Annotated in this window: 15 protein-coding genes and 1 pseudogene; 8 read left to right on the top strand and 8 right to left on the bottom strand. The window is 66.7% G+C overall.

The features are described 5' to 3' along the window. Window positions 1-11: 11 nt before the first annotated feature. The gene (locus ACESK5_RS09240; protein WP_372911272.1) at window positions 12-392 is read right to left on the bottom strand and encodes a 4-oxalocrotonate tautomerase family protein; all 381 of its coding nucleotides are present in this window, start codon (window positions 390-392) and stop codon (window positions 12-14) included. A 57-nt stretch (window positions 393-449) separates the two neighbouring features. Here ACESK5_RS09240 and ACESK5_RS09245 point away from each other — a divergent pair, with 57 nt between their 5' ends. Continuing rightward, window positions 450-671, top strand: a complete 222-nt coding sequence (locus ACESK5_RS09245; RefSeq protein WP_372911273.1) for a hypothetical protein — start codon at window positions 450-452, stop codon at window positions 669-671. A gap of 264 nt (window positions 672-935) precedes the next feature. Here ACESK5_RS09245 and ACESK5_RS09250 read toward each other — a convergent pair whose 3' ends face one another. Genes ACESK5_RS09250 through ACESK5_RS09265 form a run of 4 tightly spaced genes read right to left on the bottom strand, consistent with a single transcriptional unit; the run spans window position 936 to window position 4867 of the window. Continuing rightward, window positions 936-2402, bottom strand: coding sequence for an acetyl-CoA hydrolase/transferase C-terminal domain-containing protein (locus ACESK5_RS09250; protein WP_372911285.1), 1467 nt, complete (start codon window positions 2400-2402; stop codon window positions 936-938). Next, window positions 2402-3010, bottom strand: a complete 609-nt coding sequence (locus ACESK5_RS09255; RefSeq protein ID WP_372911274.1) for a MaoC family dehydratase — start codon at window positions 3008-3010, stop codon at window positions 2402-2404. Before ACESK5_RS09255 ends, ACESK5_RS09250 begins: the two co-directional genes overlap by 1 nt. A gap of 18 nt (window positions 3011-3028) precedes the next feature. Beyond that, a complete protein-coding gene (locus ACESK5_RS09260; RefSeq protein WP_372911275.1) occupies window positions 3029-4228 on the bottom strand; it encodes an acyl-CoA dehydrogenase family protein in 1200 nt (399 codons plus the stop codon). A gap of 60 nt (window positions 4229-4288) precedes the next feature. After that, window positions 4289-4867 carry an MmgE/PrpD family protein gene (locus tag ACESK5_RS09265; RefSeq protein ID WP_372911276.1) on the bottom strand — a complete coding sequence of 193 codons (579 nt, stop codon included), beginning with the start codon at window positions 4865-4867 and terminating at the stop codon, window positions 4289-4291. On the opposite strand from ACESK5_RS09265, the gene ACESK5_RS09270 reads away from it, so the two are divergent. The 5 genes from ACESK5_RS09270 to ACESK5_RS09290 all read left to right on the top strand — a co-directional run bounded on the left by ACESK5_RS09270 (window position 4820) and on the right by ACESK5_RS09290 (window position 10647). Beyond that, window positions 4820-5668 (top strand): IclR family transcriptional regulator, encoded by an 849-nt coding sequence (locus ACESK5_RS09270; RefSeq protein WP_372911277.1) that lies wholly within the window; start codon window positions 4820-4822, stop codon window positions 5666-5668. The two genes, ACESK5_RS09265 and ACESK5_RS09270, sit on opposite strands and share 48 nt — an antisense overlap. 359 nt (window positions 5669-6027) lie before the next feature. Beyond that, on the top strand, window positions 6028-7464 hold the full coding sequence (locus tag ACESK5_RS09275; protein WP_372911278.1) for an amidase: 1437 nt from the start codon (window positions 6028-6030) through the stop codon (window positions 7462-7464). Window positions 7465-7732: 268 nt separating this feature from the next. Further along, window positions 7733-8419, top strand: coding sequence for a haloacid dehalogenase type II (locus ACESK5_RS09280; protein ID WP_372911279.1), 687 nt, complete (start codon window positions 7733-7735; stop codon window positions 8417-8419). A gap of 221 nt (window positions 8420-8640) precedes the next feature. After that, on the top strand, window positions 8641-10002 hold the full coding sequence (locus ACESK5_RS09285) for an aspartate aminotransferase family protein (RefSeq protein WP_372911280.1): 1362 nt from the start codon (window positions 8641-8643) through the stop codon (window positions 10000-10002). Between the two features lie 72 nt (window positions 10003-10074). After that, window positions 10075-10647 carry a DJ-1/PfpI family protein gene (locus ACESK5_RS09290; RefSeq protein WP_372911281.1) on the top strand — a complete coding sequence of 191 codons (573 nt, stop codon included), beginning with the start codon at window positions 10075-10077 and terminating at the stop codon, window positions 10645-10647. A 489-nt stretch (window positions 10648-11136) separates the two neighbouring features. Here ACESK5_RS09290 and ACESK5_RS09295 read toward each other — a convergent pair whose 3' ends face one another. From ACESK5_RS09295 to ACESK5_RS09305, 3 genes and pseudogenes are all read right to left on the bottom strand, one after another. Beyond that, window positions 11137-11622: a DUF234 domain-containing protein gene (locus ACESK5_RS09295; protein WP_372911282.1), complete on the bottom strand. Its 486-nt coding sequence runs from the start codon at window positions 11620-11622 to the stop codon at window positions 11137-11139. 218 nt (window positions 11623-11840) lie between these two features. Continuing rightward, the gene (locus tag ACESK5_RS09300) at window positions 11841-12122 is read right to left on the bottom strand and encodes a hypothetical protein (protein ID WP_372911286.1); all 282 of its coding nucleotides are present in this window, start codon (window positions 12120-12122) and stop codon (window positions 11841-11843) included. A gap of 70 nt (window positions 12123-12192) precedes the next feature. Further along, window positions 12193-12450: pseudogene (locus tag ACESK5_RS09305) on the bottom strand (ATP-binding protein); the annotation flags it as partial. Between the two features lie 446 nt (window positions 12451-12896). On the opposite strand from ACESK5_RS09305, the gene ACESK5_RS09310 reads away from it, so the two are divergent. Both ACESK5_RS09310 and ACESK5_RS09315 read left to right on the top strand, forming a co-directional pair. Beyond that, window positions 12897-14180 carry a tyrosine-type recombinase/integrase gene (locus ACESK5_RS09310; RefSeq protein ID WP_372911283.1) on the top strand — a complete coding sequence of 428 codons (1284 nt, stop codon included), beginning with the start codon at window positions 12897-12899 and terminating at the stop codon, window positions 14178-14180. Between the two features lie 648 nt (window positions 14181-14828). After that, on the top strand, window positions 14829-15260 hold the full coding sequence (locus ACESK5_RS09315) for a DUF2267 domain-containing protein (RefSeq protein ID WP_372911284.1): 432 nt from the start codon (window positions 14829-14831) through the stop codon (window positions 15258-15260). Window positions 15261-15374: the final 114 nt, after the last annotated feature.

The raw sequence follows: 15374 nt of genomic DNA on the forward strand, positions 1-15374 counted from the left end.
GAGTCGGTCGCTCAGGCCTCGTCGGGCGACCACTCCCCGCCGACGCGCTCTGCGCCCATCAGCTCCTCGCCGTCGTGTTGCGTGAACACCACTTTCAGGTTCGGGCGCGGGAGCCCCCACTCGTCGTGCAGCCAGTCGATGGCCGCGAGCCCGAACGACCGCCGGCGCTCGAACGACCGGCCTCGACGGATGTCGGCGTCGAGCACTGCGATCGGCCCGTCCTCGGCCCGGCCCAGCGACATGGCGCTCGGTGGGTGCTCCCGGATCGCGACGGCGACGTGTCCCGGTGACGTTGCCATCTCCTCGACGTAACGGTCGGTCAGCGCCTCGGTGCACGCTCTGCGGTCCTCCGGCGACGGGTCGCCGGTCGTATCGAGCGCCAGGTACGGCATGTGAGCCTGGACGACGAACAGTCACGTAACTGTTCGGGACAGTCACCGGTCGGTGGTGTGCCCGGCCGCGGACGCCTCGACCTCGAGACCGGCGTCCAAGAGGAGGTCGACCTGGTCTACGAGGGCCGCGACGTGACCGTCGAAGCGTCCGGCGGGAACTCGCTCGGGCCCTGTCTCTCCTGTGACGTGACGCCGGACACGGTGCTCGCGCGGGCGGAGACCTTCGACCTCTTGGGGGCGATGCCGGCCGCAGACGTCGACGAGTCCCCGAGACATTGAACGGGTGCGACTTCGGCGACGCCGCCAGCCTGTTCACCGGTAGGCGCCGACGCCGGGACGTTTCGCCACGACGCCGAGGTGGGAACCCTCGCGGTCAACGCCGGCACGGCGGTGCCGTTAGCGTCTCTCCCACTTCGGCGGCCAGAAGGACTCGTTCTTCGGCGACCTCCACGCGCAGGCCGAAGACGTGGGCCGGTTCTACACCGACGAGCGCATCTACCTCGAGCGACGATCAGGCGAGTACGGCACGGACGCGGCCGACGGTCATCGCCAGTCGAAGACGGTGTCGAGGTCGTGCGGCATGTGACCGCCCGCGTCGCCGGCGCGTTTCAGGTAGTCCCTGAGCGTCGGGCGGACCGACGGGTCGGCACAGCGCTCGACGATGGCGTCCGCGCGCTCACGCGGCGACAGCCCGCGGAGGTCGGCGACGCCGTGTTCGGTGACGATCACGTCGATTTCGTGTTCCGTGTGGTCGACGTGCGAGACCATCGGGACGACCCGCGAGACCGACCCATCACGGGCAGTCGACCGGAGTGCGGTGACCGAGACGAGGGCGTTGCGGTTGAAGTCACCGCTCCCCCCGACGCCGTTTATCACGTTCGACCCGTTGATGTGCGTCGAGTTGGCGTGGCCGTACACGTCGACTTCCAGGGCGCTGTTGACCCCGACGACGCCGAACCGGTCGATGAGCGCCGGGCTGTTCGAGACGTCGGTCGGGCGGAGCACGACGTCACTCGCGTACCGGTCCAGGTTCTCGAACAGCCGCTCTTGGCCGTCGGCCGACAGAGCCAGCGAGGTGGCGCTCGCGCACGCGAGCCGTCCCTCTTCTATGAGGTCGAGCAGGCCGTCCTGAATGACTTCGCCGAAGTACCCGAGCGTGCGGTCACCGATGTCGATGCCCGACAGTTCGCTCATCAGCGCGTTGCCGAGGTTCCCGACGCCGAACTGGAGCGTTATCCTCTCCGAGAGGACCCGGTTCCGTTCCATCTCGTCGGTGAGAAAGTCGCCGAGGTGTCGGGCGATCGCCCAGTCCTCCGCTGTCGGGTCCCGGAACTCGTAGGGGGAATCGCGCCGGTCCGTCTCGACGACGGCGGTCAGTTTCTCCGGGTCGAAGGTGACGAACGGGTCGCCCACGCGGTCGTCCGGCTCTGTCAGCGGCAGCGGCTCGCGGGCGGGCGGGTCCGACGGCCGGTAGATGTCGTGCAACCGGCCGAGACCGAGCGGTTGCGCGCGGTTGACCTCGACGATCAGTTCAGATGCGCTCTCGACGAACGCCGGCGTCTGCCCGACCGAGGTCGACGGGACGAGCCAGTCCTCGCCGACGGCGACGGCCTCGACCACGGCCACGTCACCCTCGGCGATCAGGTCGAAGGCCACCTCGTCGGCGAGGCCGCCCACGTGGCGGTCCTGATAGGCGACTGCCCCGCTGTTGACCGCGTCCCGTGCCGCCTCCGTCCCCTGATACGGGTATCGCCGTTCGATGGCGCCGGACTCCAGCAGGTCGGTGTCGATCTCGTCACCGACGGTCCCCCCCGAGACGACCGTCAGCGAGAGGTCGCGGTCGGCGTCGGCCAGCGCGAGCGGGACCGCCTTGGGGTAGCCGACGCTGCCGAACCCGCTTACCAGCAGCGTGGCGCTGCCGTCGAGCCCGGCCGCCGCGCGCTCGGCGCTCGTGACCGGAAGGTCGCCCTCGAGCCGCCGGTCGACCGGGGGGTTCGCTGGACCCACCATCATTCGAGGTCTTCCGGTTGGGTGCCAACGCCCTCGGGCCAGCCGGTCGGGCGCGCCGCCGAGGGGCGGGCGTGCGCTCGTTTCAGCACCATCGGCGTCCGCTCCAGCGAGAGGACCTTCTCGTCGTCCTGGTTGTGCGCCCGGAGTTCGGTCGTGACGATGCCGACGTGGTCTCGGGACTCGGACTCGCGTTTCTCCAGCACCTCGCTCTCGGCGAACAGCGTGTCCCCGTGGAAGACGGGCGCGTGGTGGCGGACGTCGTCGTACCCGAGGTTCGCCGTCGCGTTGGCGGAGACGTCGACGACGCTCATCCCGACCGCCAGTGCGATGACGAACGTGCCGTCGACGAGGCGTTCCCCGAACTCCGTCTCGGCCGCGTACGCCTCGTTGAAGTGCATCGGATTGGCGTTCATCGTCACGTTCGTGAACCAGACGTTGTCCGTCTCGGTGACGGTCCGGCCGTAGGGGTGTTTGTACACGTCACCGACGGTGAAGTCCTCGAAGTAGCGACCCTGCCACCCTTCGACGAGCCGCCTGTCATGGTCAGCCGCCTCGCCGCCGTCGGTGTCTTCGTCGTTCCGTTCGTCCGTCTCGTTCGTATCAGTCATGGGGTTCGAGTCGTGGTGTCAGTAAGACCGCGGGAGGCCGAGGACGTTCTCCCCGACGTAGTTGAGTGCCAGTTCCTGGGTCACCGGGACGAGCCGCGCCAGGCGCGCCTCGCGGAGGTACCGTTCGACGTCGTACTCCCGCGCGACGCCGAACCCGCCGTGTGTCTGGACGGCTGCGTCGGCCGCGTCGAAGGCCGCCTCGGCGGCGAGATACTTCGCGACGTTGGCCCGTGCCCCGATGTCGGTCCGGCCGCCACCGCCGTCTGTCTCGCTCGCCGCGCTGTACACGACCTGCTTGGCGGCCATCAGTTCTGCGTACGCCCGGGCGAGCGGGTGCTGGATCGACTGGTTCTTCCCGACCGGTCGGTCGAACACCTCGCGCTCGTTCGCGTACGCGACGCCCCTCTCGAGGGCCGCCTCACCCAGGCCGACGCACTCGGCGGCGATGACCAGCCGCTCCTCGTTGAGGCCGTCGAGCATCTGGTAGAACCCGTCGCCGACCTCGCCGATGACCGACTCCTCGGGGACCCGGAGACCGTCCAGCCAGAGCTCGTAGGAGTGGACGAACCTGCTCGCGCTCTTGTCGATCCTGTCCAGTTCGAGTGCCCCTTGGTCGCGTGCGTCCTCGAGGTCCACGAGGAACATCGTGATTCCCCGCGTCCGCTTGTCCACGTCCGCCCGCGGGGTCGTCCGTGCCATCAGTACCAGATAGTCGCTGACGTCGACGCGTGACGTCCAGATCTTCTGTCCAGTGATGACGTACTCGTCGCCGTCGCGCTCGGCGCGCGTCTCGATGGCCGTGGAATCGGACCCGGCGTTGGGCTCGGTCAGCCCGAACGCCTGGATCGAGACGCTGCCGTCGGCCACCCGCGGAAGGAGTTCCGACTTCATCCGGTCGCTCCCGTACTTCACGAGCGGGACGGAGTTGTAGATCGCGCCGTGAACGGCCTGAGCGGCACCGAACCCGCCGCCGCCGGCCGCGATCTCTTCCATCATCACGACCGTCTCCGCCGTGGACATGCCCGCGCCACCGTACTCGGTCGGGACGAGCGCGCCGAACCAGTCGTTGTCCGCGAGCGCCTCCGCGAACTCGTGTGGGTACTCGGCGGTCCTGTCCCGTTCACGCCAGTACCCGTCGTCGAAATCGTCGCAGAGGTCGCGGATTGAGTCGCGGACGAGTCGTTGCTCGTCGCTCAGCGATGCTGCGTTGATGTTCACTATGTTATCACACTACAGACCCAGTACAGTTTAAAACTACTGCCAACTGTCATATTGCGGTCAGATCCACCAGCGGATCAGCCCGCTCGGGTGACGGCGAGGAGTTTCGCTGCGTCGAGCACGCGCCGTGGTCTCGGCGTCGCCCCCGGACAGATTCGCCGCGGCGCCCGTCGCGCCGAAGGTACCGAACGTCGCCGTCGCGTGCCACCCGGCCTCGCAGTGGCCCGGGGGTATCGACTCTGCGAGCGCACAGGCAGTCTCGAACCCCGCGTCGTATGCCGCGGCCAGGTCCCGCCCGCTCGCGTCCGCCCTGTCCGCGAGCGACAGCACCCTCGGGAGAGCGCCACGCTCGGGTGTCCGTCCATCGCCCGCGACATATCGTCGTAGTCCAGTGCGTGGCCGTTCCGACCCTGACCGCGGCGTCGACGGTCGACTCCGCCAGCGCGACTCCGACCGTGTCGACGACCGCCCGTGTGACGGTAACGACAGCGGACTCGGGGAGGTCGTCGAACGTGAGCGCCGATACGAACTCCGCAGTCTCCCGCTCGGGGACGGACGTGTGAACCCACAACGGTCCTCACGGGAGTAACGATGCGGCCCCGGACTCCCGAAAGACTGTTCCGCGATTGCGAACGGCATTTACGACAGCAACCCGTCGAGGGCTACATGGGCACACGAAAAAGCGAGGCCGGCGACTCAGTTCAGGCGACCCGGACGATGTTCGAGATCGTGGAGTGTCTCCGGGACGCCGAAGATCTGACCGTAACGGAGATCGCGGACCGGACAGGCTACGCCAAGAGCACCGTCCACAGGCACCTGGGAACGCTGACCGACCTGGAGTACGTCACGGAAGCGGCCGGACGGTACAACGTCGGACTGCGGTTCCTGGAACTGGGGCAGCGGGCCCGGACCCGGTGTGAGGGGTACGAACTGGCGAGAGAGAAGGTTGAGGAGATCGCGGAGCAGACGGGGGAGCGGGCGCAGTTTCTGGTCAAGGAACACGGGAAGGCGGTGTACATCCACCGCGCGTTCGGTGAGCGCGCCGTGCACACGGACCCGGGGATCGGCAGCCGAGTCCCGCTGCACGCCACCTCCGCCGGTAAGGCCATCCTCGCTGAGATCGACGAGGAAGAGCTGTTCGAAGTCGTCGAACAGGCTGCGTTCGACCCGATCACGGACTGGACCATCACGGACCCGGACGAACTGCTCGCGGAACTGGAGCAGATCAGGGACGACGGGTACAGCTTCAACCGGCAGGAGAACCTCGAGGGACTGCACGCGGTCGGCGCCGCCGTGACTGCCGCTGACGGGGGCGTCATCGGAGCTCTGAGCGTCTCCGGGCCCTCGTATCGGCTCACCGACGAGTGGTTCGAGGAGGAACTCCCGACGCTCCTCATGGGCGCGACCAACGAGCTCGAACTCAACATCGCCCACGCCTGACCGGGCTTCATTACAGAGATACCAGTGTAATTCACTCTGTTCCCCGGCGAAAATTCGGTTCCGCCTTTTCGAACGGAGCTATCCCGATCGATCCCGACCGAAACGGGCTGGTACGTCCCTTCCCGTCGGCCTCCCGTACTACGCAGGACGGCGAAATTTTCGCCTGCCACCGAATGCCAGCGGTCAGGAGTCGGGAACCTTCCGATCAGGACCTCGGAGTGTTGGTCCCGTGCGAGGACTCCGGATTCGGTCCCGATACGTTGTTCCGTCAATTCGAACACCGGTTCGTCCTCTGCTCGGGCGGCGTTCGAGAGTGGTTAGCACGGTGTTTTAAATACATCCGTGCGGTGTGGGGAGACATGAGCCGGGACCCGACCGAACTGTCGGCCAGTAGTCTCGCGAGGCGGATACGGGAGGGCGAACTCTCACCGGTCGAGACAGTCGACGCACACATCGAGCGAATACGCGACCGCGGCGACCGAACCAACGCGTTCGTCACTGTCACCGAAGACCTCGCGCGGGAGTCTGCTGCCGCCGCGGAGGAGGCGATCGAGGCGGGCGAGCCGCTCGGACCGCTCCACGGCGTCCCCGTCGCGATCAAGGACCTGGACGACGTCGCCGGTGTCCGAACCACGTCGGGGTCGCTCCTCTACGAGGACAGCGTCGCGGACGCCGACTCGCCCTTCGTAGAGCGGCTGCGGGACGCCGGTGCGGTTATCGTCGGAAAGACGAACACGCCCGAGTTCGGGCTGGGAACGACGACGGACAACCGGGTCGCGGGTCCGACGTCGACGCCGTTCGACACCGACCGGGTCTCCGGGGGTTCGTCGGGCGGGGCCGCCGCCGCGCTCGCCGACCGCCTCGTTCCGCTGGCCCCGGGATCGGACGCGGGTGGTTCGATCAGGATCCCGGCGAGTTTCTGCGGCGTGTACGGGCTCAAACCGACGTACGGGCTCGTCCCGAACGTCGACCGCCCGAACGGGTTCGCCAGCCACTCTCCGTTCACCCACAACGGCCCGCTCGCCCGCACCGTCGAGGACGCCGCGCTCGCACTGGACGTCATGGCGGGCCTCCACCCGCGTGACCCGTTCTCGGTCCCGGCCGAGGAGGGCTACCGGGACGCGGTCGACCGCGACATCGACGACCTCTCGGTCGCGTTCAGTCCCGGCCTCGGCGTCTATCCGGTCGAACAGACCGTTCGGGACACCGTCACGGACGCCGTTTCCGCCTTCGAGGCCGCGGGAGCGTCGGTCGAGACCACCGACCCGGACTTCGAGCACGACCGCGAGGCCATCCTCGACGCGTACTACACCATGGCCCGCGTCCGCTGGCAGTCGCTGTTCGACACCCTCGAGGAGGACGGGTTCGACCCCCGGGGGGAAGACCGCGACCGCCTTCGGCCGTATCTGGTCGACCTGGTCATGGACGCGGACGAACCGACGACCCGCGAGTACAAACGCGCCGACACGGTCAGGACCGACGTGTTCGACGCGCTGCAGGACCTCTTCGTCGAATACGACCTGGTGGTGTCCGCGACGCTCGCGACCACAGCGTTCCCGCACGATCGGAACCCCACGGAGGTCGACGGCGTCGAAATCGAACCGCTCCGGGGATGGGTGTTGACGCAACCGTACAACTTCAGCGGACACCCCGCAGCGTCAGTCCCGGCCGGGTTCGTCGACGGGCTCCCCGTCGGGATGCAGATCGCGGGCCAGCGGTTCGACGAGTCGGCCGTCATCGCCGCGAGCGCGGCCGTCGAACGTCATCGCCCGTGGCACGACGAGTACCCCGCCTGAGGCGAACGGGTCACGCCCCGGTACGTCGCGAGGGATGACCCCGAGCGTCGGGACCGTGTCCGTGGCCCGGCCCGGTTGGGTCGACCGTGCCGCGGCCCTCGTGGGGTCGACGACACCGAGGTCGGGCACGACCACTCCCGGTGTCGACGACGGCTACCCCGCTCTGCCGGACGTGGCCTCCGGGAGGTGATGGGGACCGGCGACCCGCGACGGCCCCCGACCGGTCGACGGCCGATACCGTTTAGACGCCTGCCCGGCAGTGTCGGTCATGAGTATCGATAGCGACCAGGTCGGTGTCGTCACGTTCGACTCGTTCAGCACGCTCGTCGACCCGCGGTCGGCGGGCCGCGTCCTGACGGGATACGTCGACGACCCGGCGGCCGTCGCCGCCGAGTGGCACTCGCTGGCGGTCCAGTTCGCGACCGTCGCCGCCCACGTGGGCGCGAACCCGACGTACTACGACCTCCACCGTGACGCGCTGGCCTATCTGCTCGAAGCGCGCGGGATCTCGGTGTCCGAGGCGGCGCTGGAAGATATGACCGACGTGTATCACGACCTCAGCCCGTTCGACGACGTCCGGCCGGGGCTGGCGTCGCTGTCGTCTGCCGGGTACCGGATCGCGGTCCTCTCGAACGGCAACCCTGCCATGCTGGAGTCGCTCGTCGAGACGACCAACACCGACGAGTTCGTCGAGGCGACGATTAGCGCGGCGACGGTCGGCACGTTCAAACCGGACCCGGGGCTGTACGAGAGCGCGGCCGACAGCCTCGGCGTCCCGATAGAGCGGGTCGTTCACGTCGGCGCCGGCTGGGGAGACATCGTCGGCTGCACGAACGCCGGGATGCGGGGCGTGTGGCTCAACCGGGCCGGCGCGCCGTGGCCGCGGTTCGACGGAGAACCCGACGCAGTCGCCGACTCGATGCCCGAGGTCGTGGCGCTGCTGACGGACGACTGAGCCTCGTGCGGTCCGCCCGTCTCCCTGCGGGTCGTCCGGTCGTGTATCGCTCGCCACGGTGCCAAGTGTCCGCACGGAGGTAGACGTCGCGGTCATCGGTGGCGACGGAGTCGGACCGGTGACCGTCGGCGAAGCTCTCCGAACTCGTTCGACTGAACCGCGACTCCTCGAATCGAATTCCGCTCCTCGCCGTTTCCGGAGAAACATTGATGATTCATCCGATGAAGAGTCACAAGCTGGGAATGTCCGAACAACAGCGACAGCGGACAGAGGCGGAGGTCCGGGACGAGCGGCACACGCTCGGGACCTGGACCAGGCAGCGAGACTTCGAGCCGACGGAAGTCGTCGACACCGAGGAGTTCCGGTTCGTGACGGCAGACGGGGACTCGATCCTCGATTTCAGTAGTCAACTGGTCTGTACGAGCCTCGGGTACGACGCGGAGCGGGTCGAGGAGGCCGTCGCGGACGCCGTGCGGGAGGTCCCGTACACGCAGCCGGGGAACTCGACCCGGTATCGCGCCGAGTTGGCCGAGAAACTCGCCGAGGTGACTCCGGGGTCGCTCAACCGGACGTTCTTCTCGACCAGCGGCACGGAAGCCAACGAAGCCGCGTTCAAAATCGCCCGTGCCTACACGGGGAAAGAGCAGATCATGTCGCGGTATCGGTCGTACCACGGCGCGACGGCGGCCTCGCTGTCGGCGTCCGGCGACCCCAGGCGCACCGCCGTCTCCTCGTCGGTCCAGCCGGGCGTCCCCGGGATGGTGAAAGCGCCCGACCCGTACGCGTACGGCTCCACGCTCGATCCCGAGGAGAGTCTCGAATACATCGACGAGCAGTTGATGCTGGAGGGCGACACCGTCGCCGCGGTGCTCGTCGAACCGCTCGTGGGGTCGAACGGTGTGCTCACACCGCCCGACGACTACCTCCCTCGGCTGCGGGAGATCGCCCACGACCACGGCGCGTTGCTCATCTGCGACGAGGTGATGACCGGGTTCGGCCGCACCGGCGAGTGGTTCGCCTCCGACCTCTACGACGTGGAGCCGGACATCATCACCATGGCGAAGGGGCTGACCGGTTCCTATCAGCCCCTCGCGGGCACCATCGTCACCGAGGAGGTCGCCGAGTACCTCGACGACAACCTGCTGAACCACGGGCACACCTTCTCGGGGCATCCGGTGGCCTGTGCCGCCGGCTCGGCCGCCATCGAGACGTACCGCGAGGAGGGGCTCGTCGAGAACGCCCGCGACGTCGGCGAGTACCTCGAGGAGGCACTGGAGGGACTCGTCGACCGCCACCCGAGCGCCGGCGAACGCCGTGGGATCGGACTCCACCAGGGGATCGAGCTCTCGAAACACCCCGACGAGCGGGTGCCCTTCGAGGAGCGCATCGACAAGGTGTCCGAACGGACCACCGTCGTCGACGAAGTCGCCGAACGCGCCTACGACAACGGGGTGTACTTCTACACGTCGATGAGCACCATCGTCGTCACGCCGCCCCTCGGCGTGACCGAGTCAGACGTCGACGAGGCGGTCGCCGCCCTCGACGACGCGCTCGAACACTCGGACGCGAAGGTGGAGGTCTGACCGGTAGTCGGCCTGACCGCTTCCCTCGCCTCGCCGCCGAAAGTATAACTCGTTCCACACTAATGCCGGACTATGGACGCCGCGTTCTGCGTGTTCGACGGGATGACGACGCTGGATTTCGTCGGCGCGTACGACCCTATCACCCGGCTCGAGGGCCGGTCCGGCCCGGCGGTAGAGTGTGACGTCTGTGCGCGGTCGGAGTCGGTGGCGGCCGACGGCCTCCAGTTGACCGTCGACCGGGTCGAACCCGACCTCGGCGCGTACGACCTGCTGTTCGTGCCCGGCGGACTCGCGACCCGCGACCTGCGCCACGACGAGGGGTTCCTCGATTGGCTCCGGAGTGGCGCCGACTGCGACTACCTGACCTCCGTCTGTACCGGGTCGCTGTTGCTCGGTGCCGCGGGGTTCCTGGAGGGGAAGACTGCGACGACACATCCGGACGCCGTCGACCTCCTAGACGACTACGCGACGGTGAGCGACCGCCGGGTCGTACGCGACGGGAACGTCATCACCGCCCGCGGGGTCACCGCCTCGGTCGACTTCGGTCTCTACGTCGTCGAACTGCTCTCGGACGCCGAGACGAGAGCGGCCATCGCCACGCAGATGGACTACCCCTACGGTCGAGACGTGTTCCCGTCGGGCTGAGTGGGGTCGGACGGGAGCAACACTCGGGCACGCGCGGCCGGTGAAGCTCGATACGAGCATCGTAATTCTGTTCGGGTTGTCCCCACTTCGGCGAGTAGCAGCAAATTTCCTTACTGATACTGAATGTACGACAGTGCCTCTGCCCGGACGACCCGTGACAGACGAAGAGTGGTCGAAAAAAGTGACGACGGTATTTGTCGGTTCGAGATGGACGCCATCATTATCGAAAGTCGGCATTACACGCCCTACTCGTTGGTTCGTTAGCGCCGGCCCTCACACCGCCGACGCACGAGCGTTCGGGGAACAATCGACAGAGACACGTGGTGCCTCGGTGGCCGTCACTGTTGACTGGCAGTTCACAAACGAGGATGCACGGACACAACTTCACCGGCTGTATCCGTCAATCGAAGAGGTGGAGAACTAACAACTCGACGCGTGGGACGGTACTAGATAATCCGCTACTCGAACCGGCGGCCTGGGAACGCGGGTTCAATTAGAGAGAGTTCGAACGACGTCGTCGACGGTAAACAGCCGGATGTCATCGCGCTCTTCGGCAGCTTCGGTAACGGATTGTTCGAATTCGGTCCGCCCGAACAGCGCGTACTGATATTCCGGCTCCCAACCACTCTCGGGCGTCCAGTCCACGAGTGGCGCCTCGTTCTCAAGTTGGCTGAGGACGTCGTATCCAACTGGTTGTTGACGGAATTTCGCTTCACCGACCACGAGCGTGTCTTCATCCGTCGGGGCGACGATATCGATCTCCCGGCCGCTTCCGTCCCACCAGTTGTTCGGTTCCTCCACGAAGCGGCACTGATCGCCGTATTCGTATAGAATAGCCTCTTGGCACAGCCGTTCGAAGGTGCCACTGACGAAGTCGGGAAGTTCCGGTTCGACCAGATCCGCGTACGCGTCGTCGCCGTACACTTCGTACCGAACCGTCCGACCGTACACGAACCGGAACCAGAACCTGAACAACGGCTCACTCGTCCGGTATCGCCCTTCCCGACTTCGGTCCGGGTCAACAGTAGCTGGGTAGTGCTGTTCGATGGTCCGGAGGTCACGAAGCCGGCTGAGGTAGTAGCCGACGCTCCCGCTGGTGATACCAGCCCCCTGTGCGATTTCGTTGGGCGTCCGGTTCTCTTCTCATCCATCGACTTCAGCATCGCGAAGTACCGGTCGACTTCGTCAACCTCTCAGTGGAGCACGTCCTCGGGTTCTTCGTGGAGGCTCCCGTCCCGGCGGAGTAACGTCCGCGTGACGTTCGCTTCGAGTGGTTCATCGTCGCGAACCGGCCGGAGATATTCGGGCGTTCCGCCGAAGATACCGTAGGTCATCACCTGACCGGCGGGATCGGATGCCGGAAAGAACGACAACGCCGCGTCGAACGGGAGCGGTCCCACGTCGAGCCGTCCGTTCGGATCTTTCGCCACCCGTCCGTAGAGCGGTCCCGAGCCGTCGAGTGCGTACTCGTACATCACTCCGATCGCCCGACCCTGTGAGGACGAATGTCGTCTCAGTCTTCGACGCCGTGTGGTCCCGGACCCGCTGAAGAATCGACGGCAGCGCTTCTGTCTGTTCGACGAGATACGGGAACTCATCGACGACCACGACCGTATCTTCCTCCGCGAGATATCCGAAAACTGCCTCCCACTCCTCACGAATCCGGGTAATGCCCGGGTACACAGCTGCGGCGTCGCTCACGAAGGACCTGATCTGCTGGTCGGCACTCCCCCGGGTCGCCTGGTAGTAGACGGCGTCATCTCGGTCTTTGATCGATTCGAGAACGAGTGTGGTCTTGCCCATACGTCGACGCCCGTACACCACTGCGAGGCTGCGTCATCTGTCTCGTAGAGCGCTCGCAGCCGGTCGAGTTACCGTTCTCTGTCGACGAATCGAGCTATATCCCGCGTACCATCGGGAGAAACAAAATTGTTCGTCCTATTTTAGTTGAGACTAAGCTAGTTCAACATATCCAAACCCAGAGCGTCTTAGCCAGGGCTCAGAACTCGACACTCCGAGACACTCTGCACCAACAGGGCGAGCGAATTCGTATAGCGACATACGATTCATGCGTCGTACGCATCCCAACCCGCACACGGCCGTTGAGTTGACAGACCAGTGCAGTCTGTACGTACACAAGTATTATATGATATCTGATTAAAACCCTCTACCGACTTAGAATGGCCGACTCAGATCCACCCCGAACCGGAGCAAGTCCCCTCCCGCGAGGGGGTCGTCACGTGAGCGACGTGGGTAGTTCAGCCTCGAGCGACCCCGACGACGTCTCGTGGACCCTCCTCGACCTCGACGAACTCGTCGACGCCTACTGGCACACCGTCGCCCCGGCGATGCGCGAGGACGGGTTCGACCCCGAAGTGGACCGACCGACCCACGCGTGGCTGTCTGCCAACGGCTTCCGGGGACTGGTCTACGCGCTGCGAGAGTACCACGACCGGTCGTTCGGCGAGTTCTGGGCCGACGATCTCGGCCTCGACCGAGAGGTGGAGGGGTACGACTGGGGAATCGACCACGAGGCGACAGTGGACCTGCTGGAGGCGTACATCGAGAGTCGGCGGGAGCGTGGCGAGCTGAGCGACTCCTCGGCCGACACGCTCCGCTACCGGATCGCGAAGTACGTTCGAGCCTACCGGGCGGTCAACGACGCTGACGACCTGCTGGGGCCGGTCGCTCCTGACAGTGACGCTCCCGCGTACGAGGCTACGGACGCGGCCTGGGCGGCGTTCGACCGACTCGACGACGAGTTGGCACCGCGAACGATGCGTCGGGTTCACGAGGCCGTCGACGACTGGTACGCCCACCTGTTCAGGCGGAAACGGGCGGCGGTCAACCCCGTCGCCGGCCTCGAGGACGAGTACCGGTGGAGTCGCCGAGCGGCCGACAGCGACGAGCAACCCTCGAACCCCGCGCTCGACCCCGCTCACGTCCGGGCCCTGTACGACGCCGCGTCGACGCCGAGCGAGCGGCTCCTCGTCGTCGCCCTCTGTGGATGGGGGCTCCGGTCGGGCGAGGTGGCGGCCCTCCACCGCTCACAACTCGTGCTCGACCCGCCGAACGAAGACGTCCCGTACGTGGACTTCGAGGAACGGAAGAACGGCCCCGGCGAGGTCTCCATCCTCTACGGTCGGGACGCGGCGGCAGAGCGCCTCGCCGAACTCGGTGCGAGAGACCAGTGGAACGGCTATCTGTTCCCCTCGGCCCGCTCCGCCTCGGGCCACCGGACGCGGCAGACGATCCTGACCTGGTTCGACGACGTCGCAGCGCGGGCGGGCCTCCCTGACGAGATCGCCGGTGAGAAGCCGGTTCCCCAGATGGGTCGACGGTTCTGGTACGACGCGTTCTCGGCGACCCAGGAGGCGATTCTCGCCGAGGTGGGCGAAATCGCCGAGGAACAGGGGAGTGCGAGCGCCGAGGTGGTCCTCCGAGAGTACCTCTCGCCGGCGCGACGTCGGGAACTCAGACGTGCGTACATGCGGGACCGGCTCGCCAGGGCGTTCGGAGTGGACTCGGCGTGAGGCCGCTGGTCGGTCAGGTCCCCCGAGACTAGGCTGCTTCGCCGCCAGCGGGCTCGAACCGGAGTGTCTATGACGTGCACTAGACCCCGTGTCGACAGCGACCGGTGGACGAACCGGTCTCGTTCGATGCTCGGACGCGCCACCGGACGCACCGTCTGCCCTCGCGTCCGGCGGGGTCGTCGACGGCCGCGGCGCTCCACAAGTTGTTACTCGCTCTATAGTGTAGTACCAGAAACAGTTTACGCCGTTATTGATGTAATTAATTTCGATAGTGTCTGGGTGTCACGATACTGTCCGCGGGGGGCAGCGTCGTCGCGCTGAACCACACCCGGCACACGAATTACCGATTCGCCTTCACGAGGTCGTCAGCCGACACCGACTCGCCCTCTGCACCCCCGCTGCACCACGAGACTGGGGCCGGCGGACGGCTGGCCCCCGTCTCCGCCCTGGGACGACGGGGAGCCGGGCGTCGGGGTCACCCGCGCGCCTCCCCGTCTGCCCAGCGTCCCGACTCACGTGAGACACTCCCCTTCGCGTGCTTGCGGTCGGTGAGGCGTCCTCCCGGCCGGGACCACGGGGACGGCCACCCCCGCGCGTAACAGACTGGCAGCCACGTTCATCAGTCACCGCGATGAAACGGGCGGGTGTATGAACTTCGACGAGTTCACCGGAACGATCCAGCATCGGCTCGAACTGTCGGGCACCGGCGAGACCGTCCGGGCGATTCGAGCGACACTCACGACGCTCGGACGGCGAATCCCCGACGGGGCCGCGGCCGACCTCGCCGCGTCCCTCCCGATGGAGGTCGACTGGTACCTCACCGGCGCGGTGACCGAACACGGCCAGCGGTTCGACTACCGCGAGTTCGTCGAACGGGTCAGCGCCATAGAGCACACGGACCGGCCGGCAGCAGCCTACCACGCGCAGGTCATCGTCGACCTCGTCGCCACGCTCGTCCCCCCATCTGACCTCCAGCAACTCCGCGACCAGCTCCCCGCAGCCGAGGACGACGAGAACTGGGGCAAACTGTTCGAGTTGGTCGACGCCGGTGGGTGGGAGGCCACGCACGGTGCGGGGTAGGCCTCGGGAGACGGTCTGTGACGGTCCGCGCGGCCGCCGCGACACCCGTGCCCCCCGGTGTTCAGCCCGCAGATGTCACGGACTGAGAACGAGTGTCAGGATATTTCAGCTTCG

The organism is Salinigranum sp., from assembly GCF_041641895.1.
In the GTDB taxonomy this organism is placed as follows: Archaea; Halobacteriota; Halobacteria; order Halobacteriales; family Haloferacaceae; genus Salinigranum.